The sequence below is a fragment of the Curtobacterium sp. NPDC089185 genome, from assembly GCF_040685235.1.
Taxonomy (GTDB): Bacteria; Actinomycetota; Actinomycetes; order Actinomycetales; family Microbacteriaceae; genus Curtobacterium; species Curtobacterium citri.
Map to the genome: position 1 here is coordinate 217,798 of NZ_JBFBHK010000005.1, position 14,938 is coordinate 232,735.

Below are 14,938 nucleotides of genomic sequence, written 5' to 3' on the forward strand. Positions count from 1 at the left end.
TCCGCGAGGGCACCCGCCCAGCAACGAGACAGCGCCCCGTGCGGATCCGCACGGTGCGCTGTCTCGTTGCGCTGGCTCGCTGCGCTGGAGCGACCCGACTAGCCCCGGGCCGCCCGGGTGCGACGGCCGAGCAGGAGCACGACACCGGCCACCAGCAGCGCGACGGCGAGGGCGATCCCCGTCCAGAGCGCGACGGTCGGCCCGGTGAAGGCGAGGCCGCCGGGTGCGGCTGCCGCCGTCGGGGTCGCGCTCGGCGTGGCGCCCGCCGGAGCTGCGCCCGGCGCCGCCGCCGTCGGCGCCGGGGTGGTCGGCGCCGTGGTCGGTGCCGGTGCCGGGGTGGTCGGCGCGGGGGTCGGGACCGGCACGACGGCCTCGGCCACGGTCACGTCGAACTCGTCCGAGGTCGACGCGGCGTACACCGCGTCGCCGGAGTAGACCGCGACGATCCGGTGACGGCCGGACCCGAGCCCGGCGACGTCGCAGCTCGTGACCGGGAGCGTGACGGCGCAGAGCACCCGGTCACCCTCGCGGAACTCGACGGTCCCCGTGGGTGCCGGCTGACCGGCACGTGCCGCGGGTCCGTCGACGGTCAGCGTCACCGGGGCACCGGCCGCGACGGGCGCGGAGGCGTCCGGCGCGGTCGCGGTGACCGCCGTCGGGACCTTCGACACGACGAGCGACCCCGTGCCCTCGGCGGTCGCGTGGTCGGCGTCACCGAGGTACGCGGCGGTGACGACGGTCCCGCCGGCGGTCGTCGCGGGGACGGTGCAGCTCGCCGTACCGTCCGTCAGGTCGGCCGTGCACAGCTGCGCACCCGTCTGCGCGTCGGTGAACCGGACGGTCCCGGTGGGGACGGTCGCGTCGGTCGTCGCGGACGACGACACCGTCGCGCGGAGCGACGCGTCGTCGCCGACGGTGACGGCGGTGTCCTCCACCGTGACGAGGGTCGTCTGCGGGGCGACCTTGACGTCGCGGGTGACGGTGATCGCCTCGGCGTCGATCGACGACACGACCGTCGACACCGTCGCGGTGCGGGCGGTGCCGGTCACCGTGAACGGGATCGTGAGCTCGGGCAGGTCGGTGCCCGGGGTACGGTCGGCGGCTGCCTGCTCGCAGGTGACGACCTGACCCGACACGGAGCACGTCCAACCGGTGCCGGTCGCGCCGTCCGCCGACGGGGTGACGCCGGTCGGGAAGGTGGTGGTGGTGCGGACGGCGCGCGTCTCGGAACCGCCGTCGGCGGAGACGGTCGGGGTGACCGTGACGGTACCGGAGCCGGCGTGCGCGACGCTGGTCGCGCCTCCCGTCCACGCCGTCAGCACCGGGACCGCGCCCGCGGCGGTCGTCGCGACGAGGTCGGTGACCTCGTGCACGTCGGTCGCACCGCCCGTGCCCGCGGTGAAGCCGTAGGTGAGCTTGTAGGGGTACCCGGTCGCCGGGTCGATCCACGAGGGGTCGATCCCCGCGACGTTGCTGCTCGGGTCGAGCTTCGGCAGAGCACCGGTGACGACCTGGCGCGCGCCGCCCACGCTCGTGAAGACGACGGCGTACTGCCCGGCCGGTACCGACACGTCCGGGTACCGGCGTGCCGTCAGCGCCGATGCGGTCGGGTTGACGACGACCTCGACGGGCACGGCGACCTCGCTGCGGTCGGTGGAGACGGAGCCGCGGAGGGAGCGGTCGGCGCGCGTGACCGACTGGACGCAGTACCCGGAGGACCCGTTGCCCGGTCCGCGGACGGTCACCGAGTTCTCCGCACCGCCGCGGCTCTGGTCACCGACGCAGCCGGTGTAGTTCCCGGCGAACCCGCCGTAGGTGTCGAGACCGACACCGAGGTACGCGTGCTCGAGGCCGTCGACACCGCCGGCGGGGTAGGCCGCGTAGCCGAGCGCACCGCCGGTGTAGCCGGTCCTCGTGGGCACGGCGGGGTTGTACGGGTCGGTCGCCGCCAGGTAGAAGACCATGCCGTCGGCACCGCTGCCGTCGTACTGGTAGGTCGTGAACGAGGCGTCGAGGCCCTTGTCCGTCGGCACGGCCTGCACGGCACCGACGGCACCGATCAGGGCCTGCGACGCCGACGTCAGGCGGAGCGCCCCGGACCCGGCGTCGTCGGCCGTGTCACCGCAGGCGGGGATCGAGCCCGTGCCGGGACCACCCGACGCACCGGCCGTCAGGCACGCGCTGTTCCCGGCGGCGGAGGGCGTCGACGGGAGCACCCAGCCGTCGCCCGCGCTGGTGCCGCGGAAGGTCTGGTCGGCGAAGGTCGTCTGCGTCGGGGCCGCGGCGCTGGCGGCGGTGACGTCCGCGCCGAGGAGCGCGAGACCGGCGAGTCCGGCCACGGTGAGACCGGCGAGGATGCTGCGAGCGCGCGCGACGGCGCGCCGCTGAGGTCGTTGAGCCAAGGGAGCCCTGTTCGGTGAGGAGGGGTGCCGACGAGGAGCTGCCAGCCCGGCTCGTCGACTCGGGTCCTCACACCGTAGGGCGATCCGCGCGATGTGGAGCACCGAGGACGCCGGACACCCCCGTACTGGGGGCAGGACGCCTGTCCGGAGACCGCCGACCGCGAGGGACGCTCAGTCTCCGTGCACGATGCAGACCGCGTCGAGCTCCATCGAGGCCTCGAGCGCGGCGCTGACGCCGGGCTCTCCCTCGGGCCCGAACGGGGTGACGGTGTCGACCCACCACAGCGGGGTCGAGAGGGCGGGCGCATCGGGCAGGATCCGCTCGACCTCGTCGAGCGAGTCCACCCGGCGGACGCCGAGGACCGTGATCACGGGGTGCCCCGCGTCGCGGCAGACCTGCAGCACCGGGCCGTCGTCGAGCGCACGGACGCCCCACGCGTCGTCGTGCAGCAGGAGCGCCTCCGCGACGTCCCGCGCCTGCACCGGCCCGCGGCAGAGGAGTGTCACGTCACGCGGCACCCTGACCGCCCGTCCGGTGGGCGGAGTGCGCGTGCGCGCCGCGGTCGTGTCCGTCGAGGGTGCCCTCGTCGTGCGCGGGGTCGAGCGGCGCGCCGCCGACGAGCTGGAGGAAGCGGTCCTCGTCGATGCGGTCGAGGAACGCCTCGAGGGCCTCCCACCCGTCCTCGAGCCGCACGACCAGGCCGCCGCCCCCGAACACCGACGTCGAGGTCCGCGCCGGCGGCCACTCCCCCGTGCGGTCCAGGAACCCGGCGGCCTCCGGACCGACGACGACCGCGAGCGGCGACGGTTCGCCGTGTGCGACCGCGCGGACCAGGTGGTCGGCGTCCCCACGGCGCTGCATCACGACGCCGAACACCGGCTCGACCTCGGCGGCGACCCGGTGCACGGCGTCCAGGAGCTTCGCCGCGAGCGCGGGGTCGGCACCGTCCTCGGGGATCGTGAGCACGGCGGACATCGTCTCGACGACGACCCCGTCGAGCAGGTGCGCGGTCATGGTCGCCGAGAAGCCGTCGCCCACCGCGTACGACGTCGACACGTCCGGGGCGTCGTGCTTGGCGTACTGCGTGACCACCCAGCGGTCCCACGGCACCGTCAGCGGTTCGCTCGTGCCCCACCGCGTGGGACAGGTGCCGACGGTGTCGCAGAGCGCCTCGATGGCGGAGCCGAGGTCGACCGCCCGGTCGGCGTGGTGCCGGAGCGTCAGGTCGATGCTGATCTGCCGGACGGACCCGGACGCGACCGGGTGCGCGGGCGACGGCGGACCGACGAGTTCCGGACCGGCGTGCACGAAGTCCTCGACGCCGGCGGCGCGGACGCCGGTGCGGCCGTCCCGCAGCGAGCCGTCCTGCTCGTCGACGGCCCACGCGGCTCCGTGCGCGCCCAGCGCGTGCCGCAGGGCGGGGCTGAGCGACGCCTCCCGGCCGGTGCGGAGCACGACCGTCCGCCCGGAGGCCGAGGCGCGTCGCAGCAGCGAGCCGAGCGAGTCCGTCAGCCACACGACCGGCGAGGCCGAACGGACCACGATGGCGGGGCCGACCACGTCGTCGATGAGGGGATGCCTGACCATCCGGGTCCTCCTCCGGTAGGGCGTCGGAACCCCCTGGACGGTACACACGGCGACGACACGTGTCCGTCGACCCGGGGACCTCACAGGGGAGACACGGCGACCGGACGGGAGGCCCGACCCGCCCCCGCCGCGCCGCGTGCGGCGCGCGCACGGCTGGCGTCCAGCGGAGAATCCGCTAGGCTTGCCACGTCCCGCCGGGCGGGACGCGCGAGTGTAGTTCAATGGTAGAACTCCAGCTTCCCAAGCTGGTAGCGCGGGTTCGATTCCCGTCACTCGCTCTCCAGATGGACACGCTCCCGAGGGAGCCGCTTCCCGAACGCGGGGTTGCCCTCCGTGCGTGCACGGCCTTGGATCGGGTCGGAGCACGTCGGCTCCACCGGAGCAAGGAGGTGCGAGCATGCGTTCGCTCGTCTACACCAGCACGCAGACGCGTCCGATCACCGACTCGGAGCTCGCGCAGATCCTCGCCGTCGGCCGCGAGAAGAACACGCGCCTCGGCGTGACCGGGATGCTCGCGCACAAGGGCGACAACTGCATCGGGATCCTCGAGGGCGAGGACGACGTCGTGCACGACCGGTTCGAGCAGGTCCGCGTCGACCCGCGGCACACGAACGTGCGTGTCCTGCTCGACGAAGCGATCACCGAGCGCTCCTTCCCGGACTGGTCCATGGCCTTCCAGTCCCTCGACCCGCTCGTGCAGGAGGTGCCCGGCTTCAGCGACCTGTTCCGGGCGGGCCGCCCCGCCGACCCTGCGTCCGCGGCGTCGCGTGCGCACGGGCTGCTCGAGTGGTTCCGCAAGCACCCGCTCGCGCCGCTGACGTCGCAGCAGACGATCGACGACGAGGCCCCCAGGACCCGGGCGATCAACGGTGCGATCACCGTGATCCACGACCACGGTCCGGCCGGGTTCTCGGTCGAGGCCGTCGCCGAGCGCAGCGGCATGTCCGTCGCGGAGGTCGACGCCCTCTTCCCGAACCCGCACGCGCTCCTCGCCGCGACCGTGATGCGCTGGACCCGCGCGGTCTCCCTCCCGCTGCAGCCGCTCGCCGCCGAGAAGGGCACCGTCGCGTACCTCCACGCCCTGCTCGTCGCGCACGCGGAGGAACCCGCGCTGATGCGGCTCATCGCGTCGAGCCTCGTCGTCGCCACCGACCCGGAGGCGCCGGGCGCCGACTACTACCGGTCGGCCTACCTGCAGTTCCGCGAGGTCGTCCGCGAGGCACTCACCGAGGACGTCCGGAGCGGGCGGGAGCCCGCCACGATGGACCCGGTGCGCGGCACGCAGCAGCTGCTCGCGCTGTACGACGGGCTGCGGTTGCAGTCCCTCCTGACGACGGACACCGACGTGGTCGACGCCTTCGACCGCGCGGCGACCCGGATGCGCCGCGGGTGGGCCGAGCAGTACGAGCAGCCGACGTACTGGGACGTCCCGGTCGCACCGGCGCACTGACCACGGCGACGACGGCCACGCGCACTACGCTGCCGTCATGCAGCCCGACCCGACCACGTCCGAGGTCCCGCACGTGGTCGTCGGCGGCGGGATCGTCGGCGCCGCGACGGCGTACACCCTGACCGCCCGCGGCGAGCGCGTCCTGCTCGTCGAGCAGCACGGCCGCGGCCACCACGAGGGGTCCTCCCACGGTGCCACCCGGATCTTCCGGCAGGGCTACGCCGACCCGGAGTACGTCGACCTGACGACCCGGGCGCTCGCGCTCTGGGACGCGCTCGAGGCACGCTCGGGCACCACCCTGCTCGACCGCACCGGCGCCGTGGACCACGGGCGACCCGAGGTGGTCGACGCGATCGCCGCGGCACTGGCGTCGGCCGGGATCCCGCACGAGTCGCTCACCACGGACGAGGCCGCAGCCCGCTGGCCGGGCATCGCCTTCGAGGGCCGCGTCCTGACCCACGCGACCGCGGGGCGGATCCGGTCCGCCGACGCGATCGAGGTCTTCCTGACCCTGGCCGAGCGCACCGGGCTGGCCGAGCTCCGCTTCGACACCCGCGTCACCGCGATCGAGGACCACGGTGACGACGTCACCGTGTCGCTCGGCGACGGCACGTCGGTCCGGACGCCGAGCCTGGTGGCGGCCGTGGGGTCCTGGGCGCCCACGCTGGTGGGTGCGCTGCTCGCGGCACGCGGGGCGCGCCTCCCGGCCGTCCGCGTCACGCAGGAGCAGCCCGCGCACTTCCCCAGCCACCTGCCGGACACGGCGTGGCCGTCGTTCGTGCACTGGGCGGACGGCGACGACGTCTACGGGCTCCTGACCCCGGGCGAGGGCGTGAAGGTCGGGTTCCACGGCACCGGACCGGTCGTCGACCCCGACGCCCGCGACCACCGGCCGGTGGCGGCCGAGGTGGAGCGCCTGCAGGCGTACGTCGCGCGGTGGGTGCCCGGCGTGGACGCCTCGCGGCCGAGCCTGATCAGCTGCCTGTACGACACCACCCCGGACGAGGACTTCGTGATCGACCGGCGCGGGCCGCTCACGGTGGCGACCGGGTTCTCCGGGCACGGGTTCAAGTTCGCACCGCTGCTCGGCGAGCTCGTCGCCGACCTGGCGACCGGCGGGGAGCCCCACCCGCGCTTCGCCCTCTGACGACCGGGCGCCCCGCTACGGTGGTCGGGTGCGCGTCGTCATCGCTCCGGACTCCCTGAAGGGCACCGCCACCGCGGCCGACACCGCGGCGGCGATCCGTGCCGGCTGGCTCGACGAACGCCCCGACGACGACGTCGTGAGTGCCCCCACGGCCGACGGCGGCGAGGGCACGATCGACGCGTTCGCCGCGGCCGTCCCGGACGCCGTACGCGTGCCGGTCACCGTGACCGGGCCCGCGGGGACACCGGTCGACACGGCGTGGCTCCGCCTCCCCGACGGGCGGGCGGTGGTGGAGCTCGCGGCGACGAGCGGCCTGCCGCTGCTCGGCGGACGGTTGCAGCCGGGGACGGCCACGAGCCGCGGCTTCGGCGAGGCGATCGCGGCGGCACTCGACGCCGGGGCGACCGGGCTGGTGCTCGGCATCGGCGGCAGCGCGTCGACCGACGGCGGACGACCCGTGCTCGAGGCACTCGGGCTCACCGCGCACGCCGACGGCTCCGTCGACCGGAGCCACCTGCGGCCGCTGCAGGCCGGTGGTGCGGTGGTGCTGACGGACGTGACCTCCCCGCTGCTCGGGCCGGACGGCGCGGTCGCCGTGTTCGGACCGCAGAAGGGCGTCACGCCCGAGCTGGCACCGGCGCTCGAGGAACGGCTCGCCGCCTGGGCGCTGGCCCTGCCCGAGGTCGACCCGGCGACGCCCGGAGCGGGTGCCGCCGGTGGCGTCGGGTTCGGCCTGCTCGCCTGGGGCGCGACCCTCGCCCCTGGCGCGCGTGCGGTCGCCGACGTCCTCGGGTTGCCCGCGCTGCTCGACGGCGCCGACGTGGTCGTGACCGGCGAGGGTCGGTACGACGACCAGAGCGCCGCGGGGAAGGTGCCGTCCGTCGTCCGGGCGCTCGCGGCCGAGCGCGCTCCCGGGGCGCGGGTCCTGCTCGTCGCCGGCGAGGTCGACGCACCGCTCGACGGGTTCGACGCGGCCGCATCGCTCGTGGTGCTCGCGACGCAGACGACCGGGGAACCGGACGACGCCCTGCGCGAGCCGCTGCGGTTCGCCCGGATCGCGGGGCAGCGGTTGGCACGGCTCACGGGCTGACCGGCCGCGGCCCCGCGCCACGCCCGTCCCACCGCGCCTGGGGGTCCCCATCGCAACCTCCCTCGTCCAGGAGCGCTCCACCAGACTGGAGGACGGGTCGCACCCGGCCCGCCAAGCAGCACCCCACGAGGAGACCAATGCGCACCGTCAACGCGTACGCGGCACCGTCGGCCACCGAGCCGCTCGTCAAGACCACCATCACCCGTCGCGACCTCGGCCCGAACGACGTCGAGATCGACATCGCCTACGCCGGCATCTGCCACTCCGACATCCACACCGTCCGCGGCGAGTGGGGCCCGATCCAGTACCCGCAGGTCGTCGGCCACGAGATCGTCGGCCACGTCTCCGCCGTCGGCAGCGACGTCACGAAGCACCAGGTCGGCGACCGTGTCGGCGTCGGCTGCATGGTGAACTCCTGCGGCGAGTGCGAGCAGTGCGTCGCCGGCCAGGAGCAGTACTGCCTGAAGGGCAACATCGGCACCTACGCCTCGGTCGACCCGGCCGACGGCTCGATCACCCAGGGCGGCTACTCCGAGGCCGTCGTCGTGAACGAGGACTTCGTGCTCCGCGTCCCGGAGTCGCTCGACATCGAGAAGGTCGCGCCGCTGCTCTGCGCCGGCATCACGACCTACTCGCCGCTGCACCACTGGAAGGTCGGCCCCGGCTCGAAGGTCGCCGTCGTCGGCATGGGCGGGCTCGGCCACATGGCCGTCAAGATCGCCGTCGCCCTCGGCGCCGAGGTCACCGTCCTGTCGCAGACCACCTCGAAGCAGGAAGACTCGCTCCGCTACGGCGCGAAGGCCCACTTCGCCACGAAGGACCCGTCGACCTTCGAGCAGCTGGCCGGCTCGTTCGAGCTGATCATCAACACGGTGTCGGCGAAGCTCGACATGGCGGCGTACCTCGGCCTGCTGCAGGTCGACGGCACGCTCGTCAACGTCGGTGCGCCGTCGGAGCCCCTCGAGGTGCCGGCCTTCGCCCTGATCCCGCGTCGCCTGAGCTGGGCGGGCTCCGCCATCGGCGGCATCGCGGAGACCCAGGAGATGCTCGACTTCTGCGCGGAGAAGGGCATCCTGCCCGAGACCGAGCTCATCTCGGCCGACCGCATCAACGAGGCGTACGAGCGCGTGCTCTCCTCGGACGTGCGGTACCGCTTCGTGATCGACACGGCGACCCTCGCCTGACGACCCGGGCCACGGGGGTCCGGTGACCCCCACCGGACGGGAGGCGCGCTGCCGGTGAGCAGCGCGCCTCCCGTCCTTCCTCTGGCCACCCCGCGGACGTACGCTGTCCCCGGAACGCGACCGCATCGTCCACGTCACGCAGCTCGTCGCCGCCGCGGCCCGGACGCGAGAGGCTTGACGGATGGACAACACGACGAACGAGGGACTCCGTCCCCTGGTCTCGGTGTCCGGCACGGAGACCGACACCGCGATCGCCGACCTGGCCGGCATGTACGCCGGCAAGACCTGGCACTCCGGGCACGTCGACGACGATTACTGGTACCGGTACGTCGCGGTCGGTGACGACCGGATGAGCGTCCGTCGCTCGCAGATGCACGGCACCCTGCGCGGCGACGTCGCCGTCGAGGGCCAGGTCGTCGTGCAGTGGATCGACTCCGGCACCGCGACCGTGGACACCGGTCGCAACGCCGTCCGCATGCAGCCGGGCATCCCGGTGCTGTTCCCCGTCGAGCAGCGCTTCGACATGGACTACCGCGACTGGGACCAGCGGCTCGTGCACCTCGACCGCGACCTCGTGCTCGACGTCGCGTCGGAGCGGTACCTGGTGGACGGCACGCTCGCGTTCGACCGCACCACCCCGCCGACGACGGCCGCGGTGGAGCGGTGGCGTGCCTCGGTGGCGTCCTCCGTCCGCGTCCTGCGTGACGAGGGCACCGCGTCGCTCGCGTGGCACGAGTCGCAGCGCGAGGTCGTCCGCTCCCTGCTCGACCTGTACCGCTTCCACGGCGAGGCCGCGCCGGTCGGCTGGGGCGAGCACCGCAACGCCCGCATCCGCAGTGCCGTCGAGACGATCCACGCCCGCGCGCACGAACCGCTCACGGTGTCCGAGATCGCCCGTGCGGCGGACCTCAGCGTGCGGGGGCTGCAGGAGTCCTTCCAACGCACGCTCGACCGGACGCCCATGCAGTACCTCCGCGAGGTCCGGCTGCGCCGGGCGCACGACGACCTGCTCCGCGCCGAGCCCGCGACGGTGTCGGTGGCCGAGGTCGCGTCCCGCTGGGGCTTCACGCACATGGGCCGGTTCTCGGGCGAGTACCTGCGGCGGTTCGGCGAGTACCCGAAGCACACGCTGCGCCGCTGACCGGCAGGACGGGACGCACCGCGTCGCGGGGCGTCGCACCGCGTCCCGTCGGGTCGCGTCCCGTTCTCAGCCCACCTCGTCGCCGGAGGGCAGGGCGCCGCACCAGTCGACCGACGACGCGTCCACGCTCGCCTCGAGCGCCCCGGAGGTCGCGTCGACGATGCTGACGAGGGCGCCCGACGCCGACGCGGTCGTGACGGCGAGGAACTGCGCGTTCGGCGACGGGCAGACCGCGGTGACGCTCGCGTCGTCGGGAACCCGGACGGGCAGCCGGGAGGCACGGTCCCCGTCCACGCGCACGGTGCGCTGGGCGAGGGTGCCGTCCGCCCGCACGTCGCCCACGACGCGGACGTAGGTGTCGTCGGTGAGCGGGGCGATCCGACCGAGGTACGGCGCGTCGGTGCTGCCAGCCGGCGCGGTGATCGGCGTGCGCCGACCGTCCGTGAGGTCGAGGCGGACGATCCCGGTGCCGGTCTCGACGACGGCCGTGGTGCCGCTGCCGACGAAGCCGTGCAGGAACGTGGCGCTGCCGAGGCGCACCGGGTCGGTCCGCCCGCTCATGTCGACCAGGACGAGGTCGTCGGAGCCGGTGCGGACCAGGGCGCTCTCGGTGCGCGGCACGTACGCCCACTGCGCGACGGTCATCGGGACCGCACCCGTGGTGGGTCGGCCGTCCTCGGCGACGGCGGTCGGCAGGTGCGTGCCCGTCATGTCGACGACGTACAGCCCGACGTTCCGGGACTGCCCGGTCGAGGTGTCGGCGTACTCGAAGCCGAACGAGGCCCCGTCGTCGGCGACGTGCAGGGCCGTCACCCGTCCGGACGAGGTGGGGAGCGTCAGTCGCTCGACGGGTGTGCCCCGGTCCTGCACGCCACCGGCGAGCGGGACGATCTCGACGGTCGAGCTGCCGTCGCCGCCGCGGACCACGACGAGCGACCGGCCGAGGCGCGCGTACTCGGTGATGCCCCGCGCCTGGAGGACCGTCGTCGCGCCGCCGGCGTCGAGGGACCGTCGCACGATCCGGTCCGGGGCGCCCGAGGTCCCGGGCACGAGCGCGAGCACGTCGGTGCTCCCGGTGGTGATCGTCGTCCGGAGGTCCGCGGTGGCGGGCTGTCCGGGCGCGCGCACCCCGGCGACCGCGATCTCGTACGACCGGTCGTACGAGAGCGGACCGGCGAACTCGACCGCGATCGTGTTGCCGCTCGACGTCACGGTGTGCGGGGCCGACGGCGTCACCGTGACCGCGTCGGCGGACACGCGCTGGAGCGCCTGGTTCGCGGTGAGGATGACGCGCTGCGCGGGTCGCGACACGAGCCCGGTCGGGTCGTAGGTCACGTCACGGAGCCGCGGGCCCTGCTGCGACCCGACGACCGCGGCGACCGCACCGACGAGGACGAACACCGTGAGCGACGCCACGAGCCGGCGGCGGTAGCGGTCGCGGGGACGCCGCCGGAGCGGACCCTCCACCCGTGCACCGGTGGTGCGGGGATCAGTACTCATACGGGTCCGTCGGCTGGTCGATCACCCGGACGGACGCCGCACGGACGACGATCCGCGCCTCCGCCGACTGGTCGGGGTTCGCGGCGAGCTTCCCGGTGACCCGGACCCACCGGTCGGCGTCGGGCACCGCGCCGTCCGTGACGATGCCGAGGCCGACGGGCTGCGCGTCGACGGCGCAGCAGCTGATCACGAAGCGGGTGAGCGTGAAGGAGCCGTCGGCGCCGGGCACCACGAAGCCGGACAGCTCCACGGGCTTGCCGACGAGCGCCGTCGTGTCCGTGGTCTGGCGGATGAGCGCCGCCCAGTCCTTCACGCCGTACTCGGACGTGTCGACGCCCTCGCTGCCCAGCAGGGCGACGTCCTGCGTCCCGGTCGCGTTCGACAGGGTCGGGGTGTCGACGCTCCGCTGCTGGGCGGTCCGGGCGGACAGGGTCGTCGGGGGGAGCACGAGCATCGCGGCGGTGATCCCGACCGTGACCACCGCGGCCGCGACGCCGAGCACGCGACGGGTGACGCGGGCGGCCGTCGGTGCCGCGCGGCGGACGGCGCGGGCCGCGTCCGAGCCGTCCTCGTAGGAGGAGTCCGCAGCATCGTCCCGCGCGTGCGCCGGTCCGTCGTCGTGCGCGTGCTCGTGCGCCGGTCCGTCGCTGTGCGCGTGCCCTGCTCCGTCGTCGTGCGCGTGTCCGTGGCCCCGTGCCACCGCGACGAGCCCCGCGACGGACGCGGGCACCGCGACGGCGGCCAGCACGATCGTGAACAGGTCGTACCGCGGGTTGATGTACAGGTCGAGGTGCCCGACGAGCGCGAGCCACAGCATGCCGAGCGCCACCGCGAGCACCGACCCGAGCCCCAAGTACGCGGGGCCCTGCTCAGACGAGGACATTCATCACCAACCCGACCGCCGCCGTGAACAGGACGCAGACGACCGCGAGCAGCACCAGGAAGCGTGCCCGGAAGGTCGTCCGGAGCAGGGCGATCATCTTGACGTCGATGATCGGCCCGATGAGCAGGAACGCCGTGATCGACCCGGGCAGGAACGTCGACGCGAAGGACAGCGCGAAGAACGCGTCGACGTTCGAGCAGAGCGAGATCGTCATCGCCAGGAGCATCATCGCCGCGACGGACAGCACCGGGTTCGCGCCGATCGACACGAGCGTCGACCGGGGCACGGCGACCTGGATCGCCGCGGCCAGGCCGGCACCGACGAACAGCGCGGGCATCATCGTCGCGGTCTCGCCACCGAACTGCGATGCGCTCTCGCGCCAGCGGTGGCGGCTCTGCGGTGCACCGATCGCCGCGCGGCAGCGGGCTTCGAAGGTGGGGAGCAGGAGCTCGGCCGGACGACGGTGCGCCGCGACGATCCAGCCGACCAGGTTCGCGAGCACGAACCCGCCGACGATCCGGACGACGAGGATCCACCCCGACCACCCGAACGCCTGCGCCGTGCTGATGATCACGAGCGGGTTGAGGATCGGCGCGGCGACCAGGAAGGTGACCGCCTCGGCCGGGGCGAAGCCGCGCATCATGAGGCCGCGGGCGAGCGGCACGTTCCCGCACTCGCAGACCGGGAAGAGCATGCCGATCAGCGAGATCACCGCGCGCCGCGGCACCGGCCGCTCCGGGAGGATCCGTTCGAGCACCCCGGCGGGCACCCACACCTCGACGATGATCGACAGCACGATGCCGAGGACCACGAACGGCAGCGACTCGACCACGACGCTGATGGCCAGCGTCAGGAAGTCCTGCACGACGTCGGGCAGCCCGGCGGTCCCGACGCTCGGCGACACCACGCGCACGCCGAGCAGCACCACGACGGCGCCGAGCACCAGGCCGGGGCCGGTGCGCGTGCGGGTGGGGGCGGGGCGAGTGGGAGCGCTCGTCACCGGGACAGGATAGGCGAGCCGACCGCTGCGGGACCTGCAGCCGCGCCCGCTCGCCCGGCTGCCCGCTCCGCCGCCCGGAGCTTGGTCGGCCGGGTCACCCGATGGGCAGGCTCGCCAGGTGCCGGTCGAGCAGCGCGATCGCCCAGTCGTGGGACGCCCCCGCGTCGAGCCGCGTGACGTGCACCGCGAGCCCGTCCACGAGCGCGTGCAGCCGACACGCCTCGTCCGCGCGCTGGTCCTCGGGCACGCCGACGAGCGCGACGATGCGGTCGCACCACGCCCGCATCTCCGCGACGACCCGGTCGAGCGCCGGCCGGAGTGCGGCGTCGGTGAGCGCGGCGTTCCCGAGCGCCAGGTAGACGTCGAGCTCGACGACCCGCTCGTCGTCCAACGGCAGCAGTTCGAGCAGGATCCGTCGAGCGGTCTCCGCGTCCGGCAGGTCGGCAGGCAGGGCGTCGATGCGCTCCCGCGTCCGGTCGAACACGAGCGTGATGGTGTGCCCGCGCATCGCGGCCTGCGTCGGGAAGACGTACCGGACGGTGCTCGGCGGCAGGCCGGCCTCGGCGGCGACACCACGGACGCTCAGTGCCGCGAGTCCGTCGCGCGCGAGCAGGCGGCACGCGGCCTCGGACACGTCGGTCCGGCGCTGCTCGAGGTCCTCACGGGTCGTCACCGATCCATACTCGCACGCTCGTGCGACTCGTGCTACCGTCGAGCGGGCAAGAGTCGCACAACCGTGCGACTCACGGAGAGGAGCCTCGTGGCCTGGGTGGTGCTCGTCCTGTCCGGCGTGCTCGAAGCGGTGTGGGCCACCGCGCTGAGCGCGTCGAACGGGTTCAGGAAGGTCGTGCCGACGATCGTGTTCGTCGCCGGCATGGTGCTCAGCATGGTCGGACTCGCGTTCGCCATGAAGGCGATCCCGGTCGGCACGGCCTACGCGGTGTGGGTCGGCATCGGGGCGTCCCTGACGGTCGTCGTCGCGATCCTCCGTCGGCAGGAGGCCGCCTCGATCGCCCGCATCGCCCTCGTGCTCGGCCTGGTCGCCTGTGTCGTCGGCCTCAAGGTGGTGAGCTGAGGTGGCGTGGTTCGTCCTGTTCGTCAGCGCCGCGCTCGAGACCGTGTGGGCGACCGCCCTCGGCGCGAGCGACGGCTTCACCGTGCCGGGTCCGACGGCGCTGTTCGCGGTCACCATCGTCGTGAGCCTGGTCGCGTTCGGCTACGTGCTCCGGCACATCCCGATCAGCACGGCGTACGCGGTGTGGACCGGCACCGGCGCGGCCCTCACGGTCCTCTGGGGGATGGCGACGGGCGCCGAGCCGGTCACGTTCCTGCGCCTGCTCTTCATCGCGGGGATCGTCGGCTGCGTGGTCGGCCTGAAGCTGGTGCCGGCGCGTCCGGCGGCGCCCCGAGGCTCGTCCCTGCGGACACCTTCGCGCGGCGAGGACGCGAGTTCCGTCCGCTGAGGCGAGTCTCGGTATCCGGTCACACGCCGGGACGGACGGGAGGCGCGGTGCCCGCTGGCACCGCGCCTCCCGTCCGTCATCGTTCACGGG

General features: G+C 74.1%; 14 protein-coding genes and 1 tRNA gene. 8 read left to right on the forward strand and 7 right to left on the reverse strand.

From position 1 onward, the window contains the following. Window positions 1–98 precede the first annotated feature (98 nt). The 3 genes from AB0N84_RS07595 to AB0N84_RS07605 form a co-directional block, all read right to left on the reverse strand. Window positions 99–2,402 (reverse strand): Ig-like domain repeat protein, encoded by a 2,304-nt coding sequence (locus AB0N84_RS07595; RefSeq protein ID WP_363544866.1) that lies wholly within the window; start codon window positions 2,400–2,402, stop codon window positions 99–101. A 171-nt stretch (window positions 2,403–2,573) separates the two neighbouring features. After that, on the reverse strand, window positions 2,574–2,909 hold the full coding sequence (locus tag AB0N84_RS07600) for a hypothetical protein (RefSeq protein WP_289459207.1): 336 nt from the start codon (window positions 2,907–2,909) through the stop codon (window positions 2,574–2,576). Between the two features lies 1 nt (window position 2,910). Continuing rightward, entirely contained in the window at window positions 2,911–3,990 is a 1,080-nt protein-coding gene (locus AB0N84_RS07605) for a DUF6177 family protein (protein WP_363544869.1), read from the reverse strand. 207 nt (window positions 3,991–4,197) lie between these two features. Between AB0N84_RS07605 and AB0N84_RS07610 the strand changes: the two genes are divergently transcribed. The 6 genes from AB0N84_RS07610 (at window position 4,198) to AB0N84_RS07635 (ending at window position 10,002) form a co-directional block, all read left to right on the forward strand. Beyond that, a tRNA-Gly gene (locus AB0N84_RS07610) sits at window positions 4,198–4,268 on the forward strand. A 119-nt stretch (window positions 4,269–4,387) separates the two neighbouring features. Beyond that, entirely contained in the window at window positions 4,388–5,440 is a 1,053-nt protein-coding gene (locus AB0N84_RS07615; protein ID WP_182046434.1) for a BLUF domain-containing protein, read from the forward strand. Between the two features lie 37 nt (window positions 5,441–5,477). Continuing rightward, complete coding sequence (locus AB0N84_RS07620; protein ID WP_363544874.1) at window positions 5,478–6,587, forward strand: FAD-dependent oxidoreductase; 1,110 nt, start codon at window positions 5,478–5,480, stop codon at window positions 6,585–6,587. 28 nt (window positions 6,588–6,615) lie between these two features. Then, window positions 6,616–7,677 (forward strand): glycerate kinase, encoded by a 1,062-nt coding sequence (locus AB0N84_RS07625; RefSeq protein WP_363544877.1) that lies wholly within the window; start codon window positions 6,616–6,618, stop codon window positions 7,675–7,677. Between the two features lie 137 nt (window positions 7,678–7,814). Beyond that, window positions 7,815–8,861 (forward strand): NAD(P)-dependent alcohol dehydrogenase, encoded by a 1,047-nt coding sequence (locus AB0N84_RS07630; protein WP_182046437.1) that lies wholly within the window; start codon window positions 7,815–7,817, stop codon window positions 8,859–8,861. A 181-nt stretch (window positions 8,862–9,042) separates the two neighbouring features. After that, a complete protein-coding gene (locus AB0N84_RS07635; protein WP_182046438.1) occupies window positions 9,043–10,002 on the forward strand; it encodes an AraC family transcriptional regulator in 960 nt (319 codons plus the stop codon). A 66-nt stretch (window positions 10,003–10,068) separates the two neighbouring features. On the opposite strand, the gene AB0N84_RS07640 is transcribed toward AB0N84_RS07635, so the two are convergent. From AB0N84_RS07640 to AB0N84_RS07655, 4 genes are all read right to left on the reverse strand, one after another. Next, window positions 10,069–11,502 carry a hypothetical protein gene (locus AB0N84_RS07640; RefSeq protein WP_363544882.1) on the reverse strand — a complete coding sequence of 478 codons (1,434 nt, stop codon included), beginning with the start codon at window positions 11,500–11,502 and terminating at the stop codon, window positions 10,069–10,071. Continuing rightward, window positions 11,492–12,385: a TIGR03943 family protein gene (locus AB0N84_RS07645; RefSeq protein ID WP_363544885.1), complete on the reverse strand. Its 894-nt coding sequence runs from the start codon at window positions 12,383–12,385 to the stop codon at window positions 11,492–11,494. Before AB0N84_RS07645 ends, AB0N84_RS07640 begins: the two co-directional genes overlap by 11 nt. Next, on the reverse strand, window positions 12,372–13,385 hold the full coding sequence (locus tag AB0N84_RS07650) for a permease (protein WP_289459214.1): 1,014 nt from the start codon (window positions 13,383–13,385) through the stop codon (window positions 12,372–12,374). The genes AB0N84_RS07645 and AB0N84_RS07650 overlap by 14 nt, the downstream gene beginning before the upstream one ends. 94 nt (window positions 13,386–13,479) lie before the next feature. Continuing rightward, complete coding sequence (locus AB0N84_RS07655; protein WP_363544889.1) at window positions 13,480–14,058, reverse strand: TetR family transcriptional regulator C-terminal domain-containing protein; 579 nt, start codon at window positions 14,056–14,058, stop codon at window positions 13,480–13,482. 87 nt (window positions 14,059–14,145) lie between these two features. Between AB0N84_RS07655 and AB0N84_RS07660 the strand changes: the two genes are divergently transcribed. Next, a complete protein-coding gene (locus AB0N84_RS07660; RefSeq protein WP_289459251.1) occupies window positions 14,146–14,460 on the forward strand; it encodes a multidrug efflux SMR transporter in 315 nt (104 codons plus the stop codon). Between the two features lies 1 nt (window position 14,461). Continuing rightward, window positions 14,462–14,848: a multidrug efflux SMR transporter gene (locus tag AB0N84_RS07665; protein ID WP_182046443.1), complete on the forward strand. Its 387-nt coding sequence runs from the start codon at window positions 14,462–14,464 to the stop codon at window positions 14,846–14,848. Window positions 14,849–14,938: the final 90 nt, after the last annotated feature.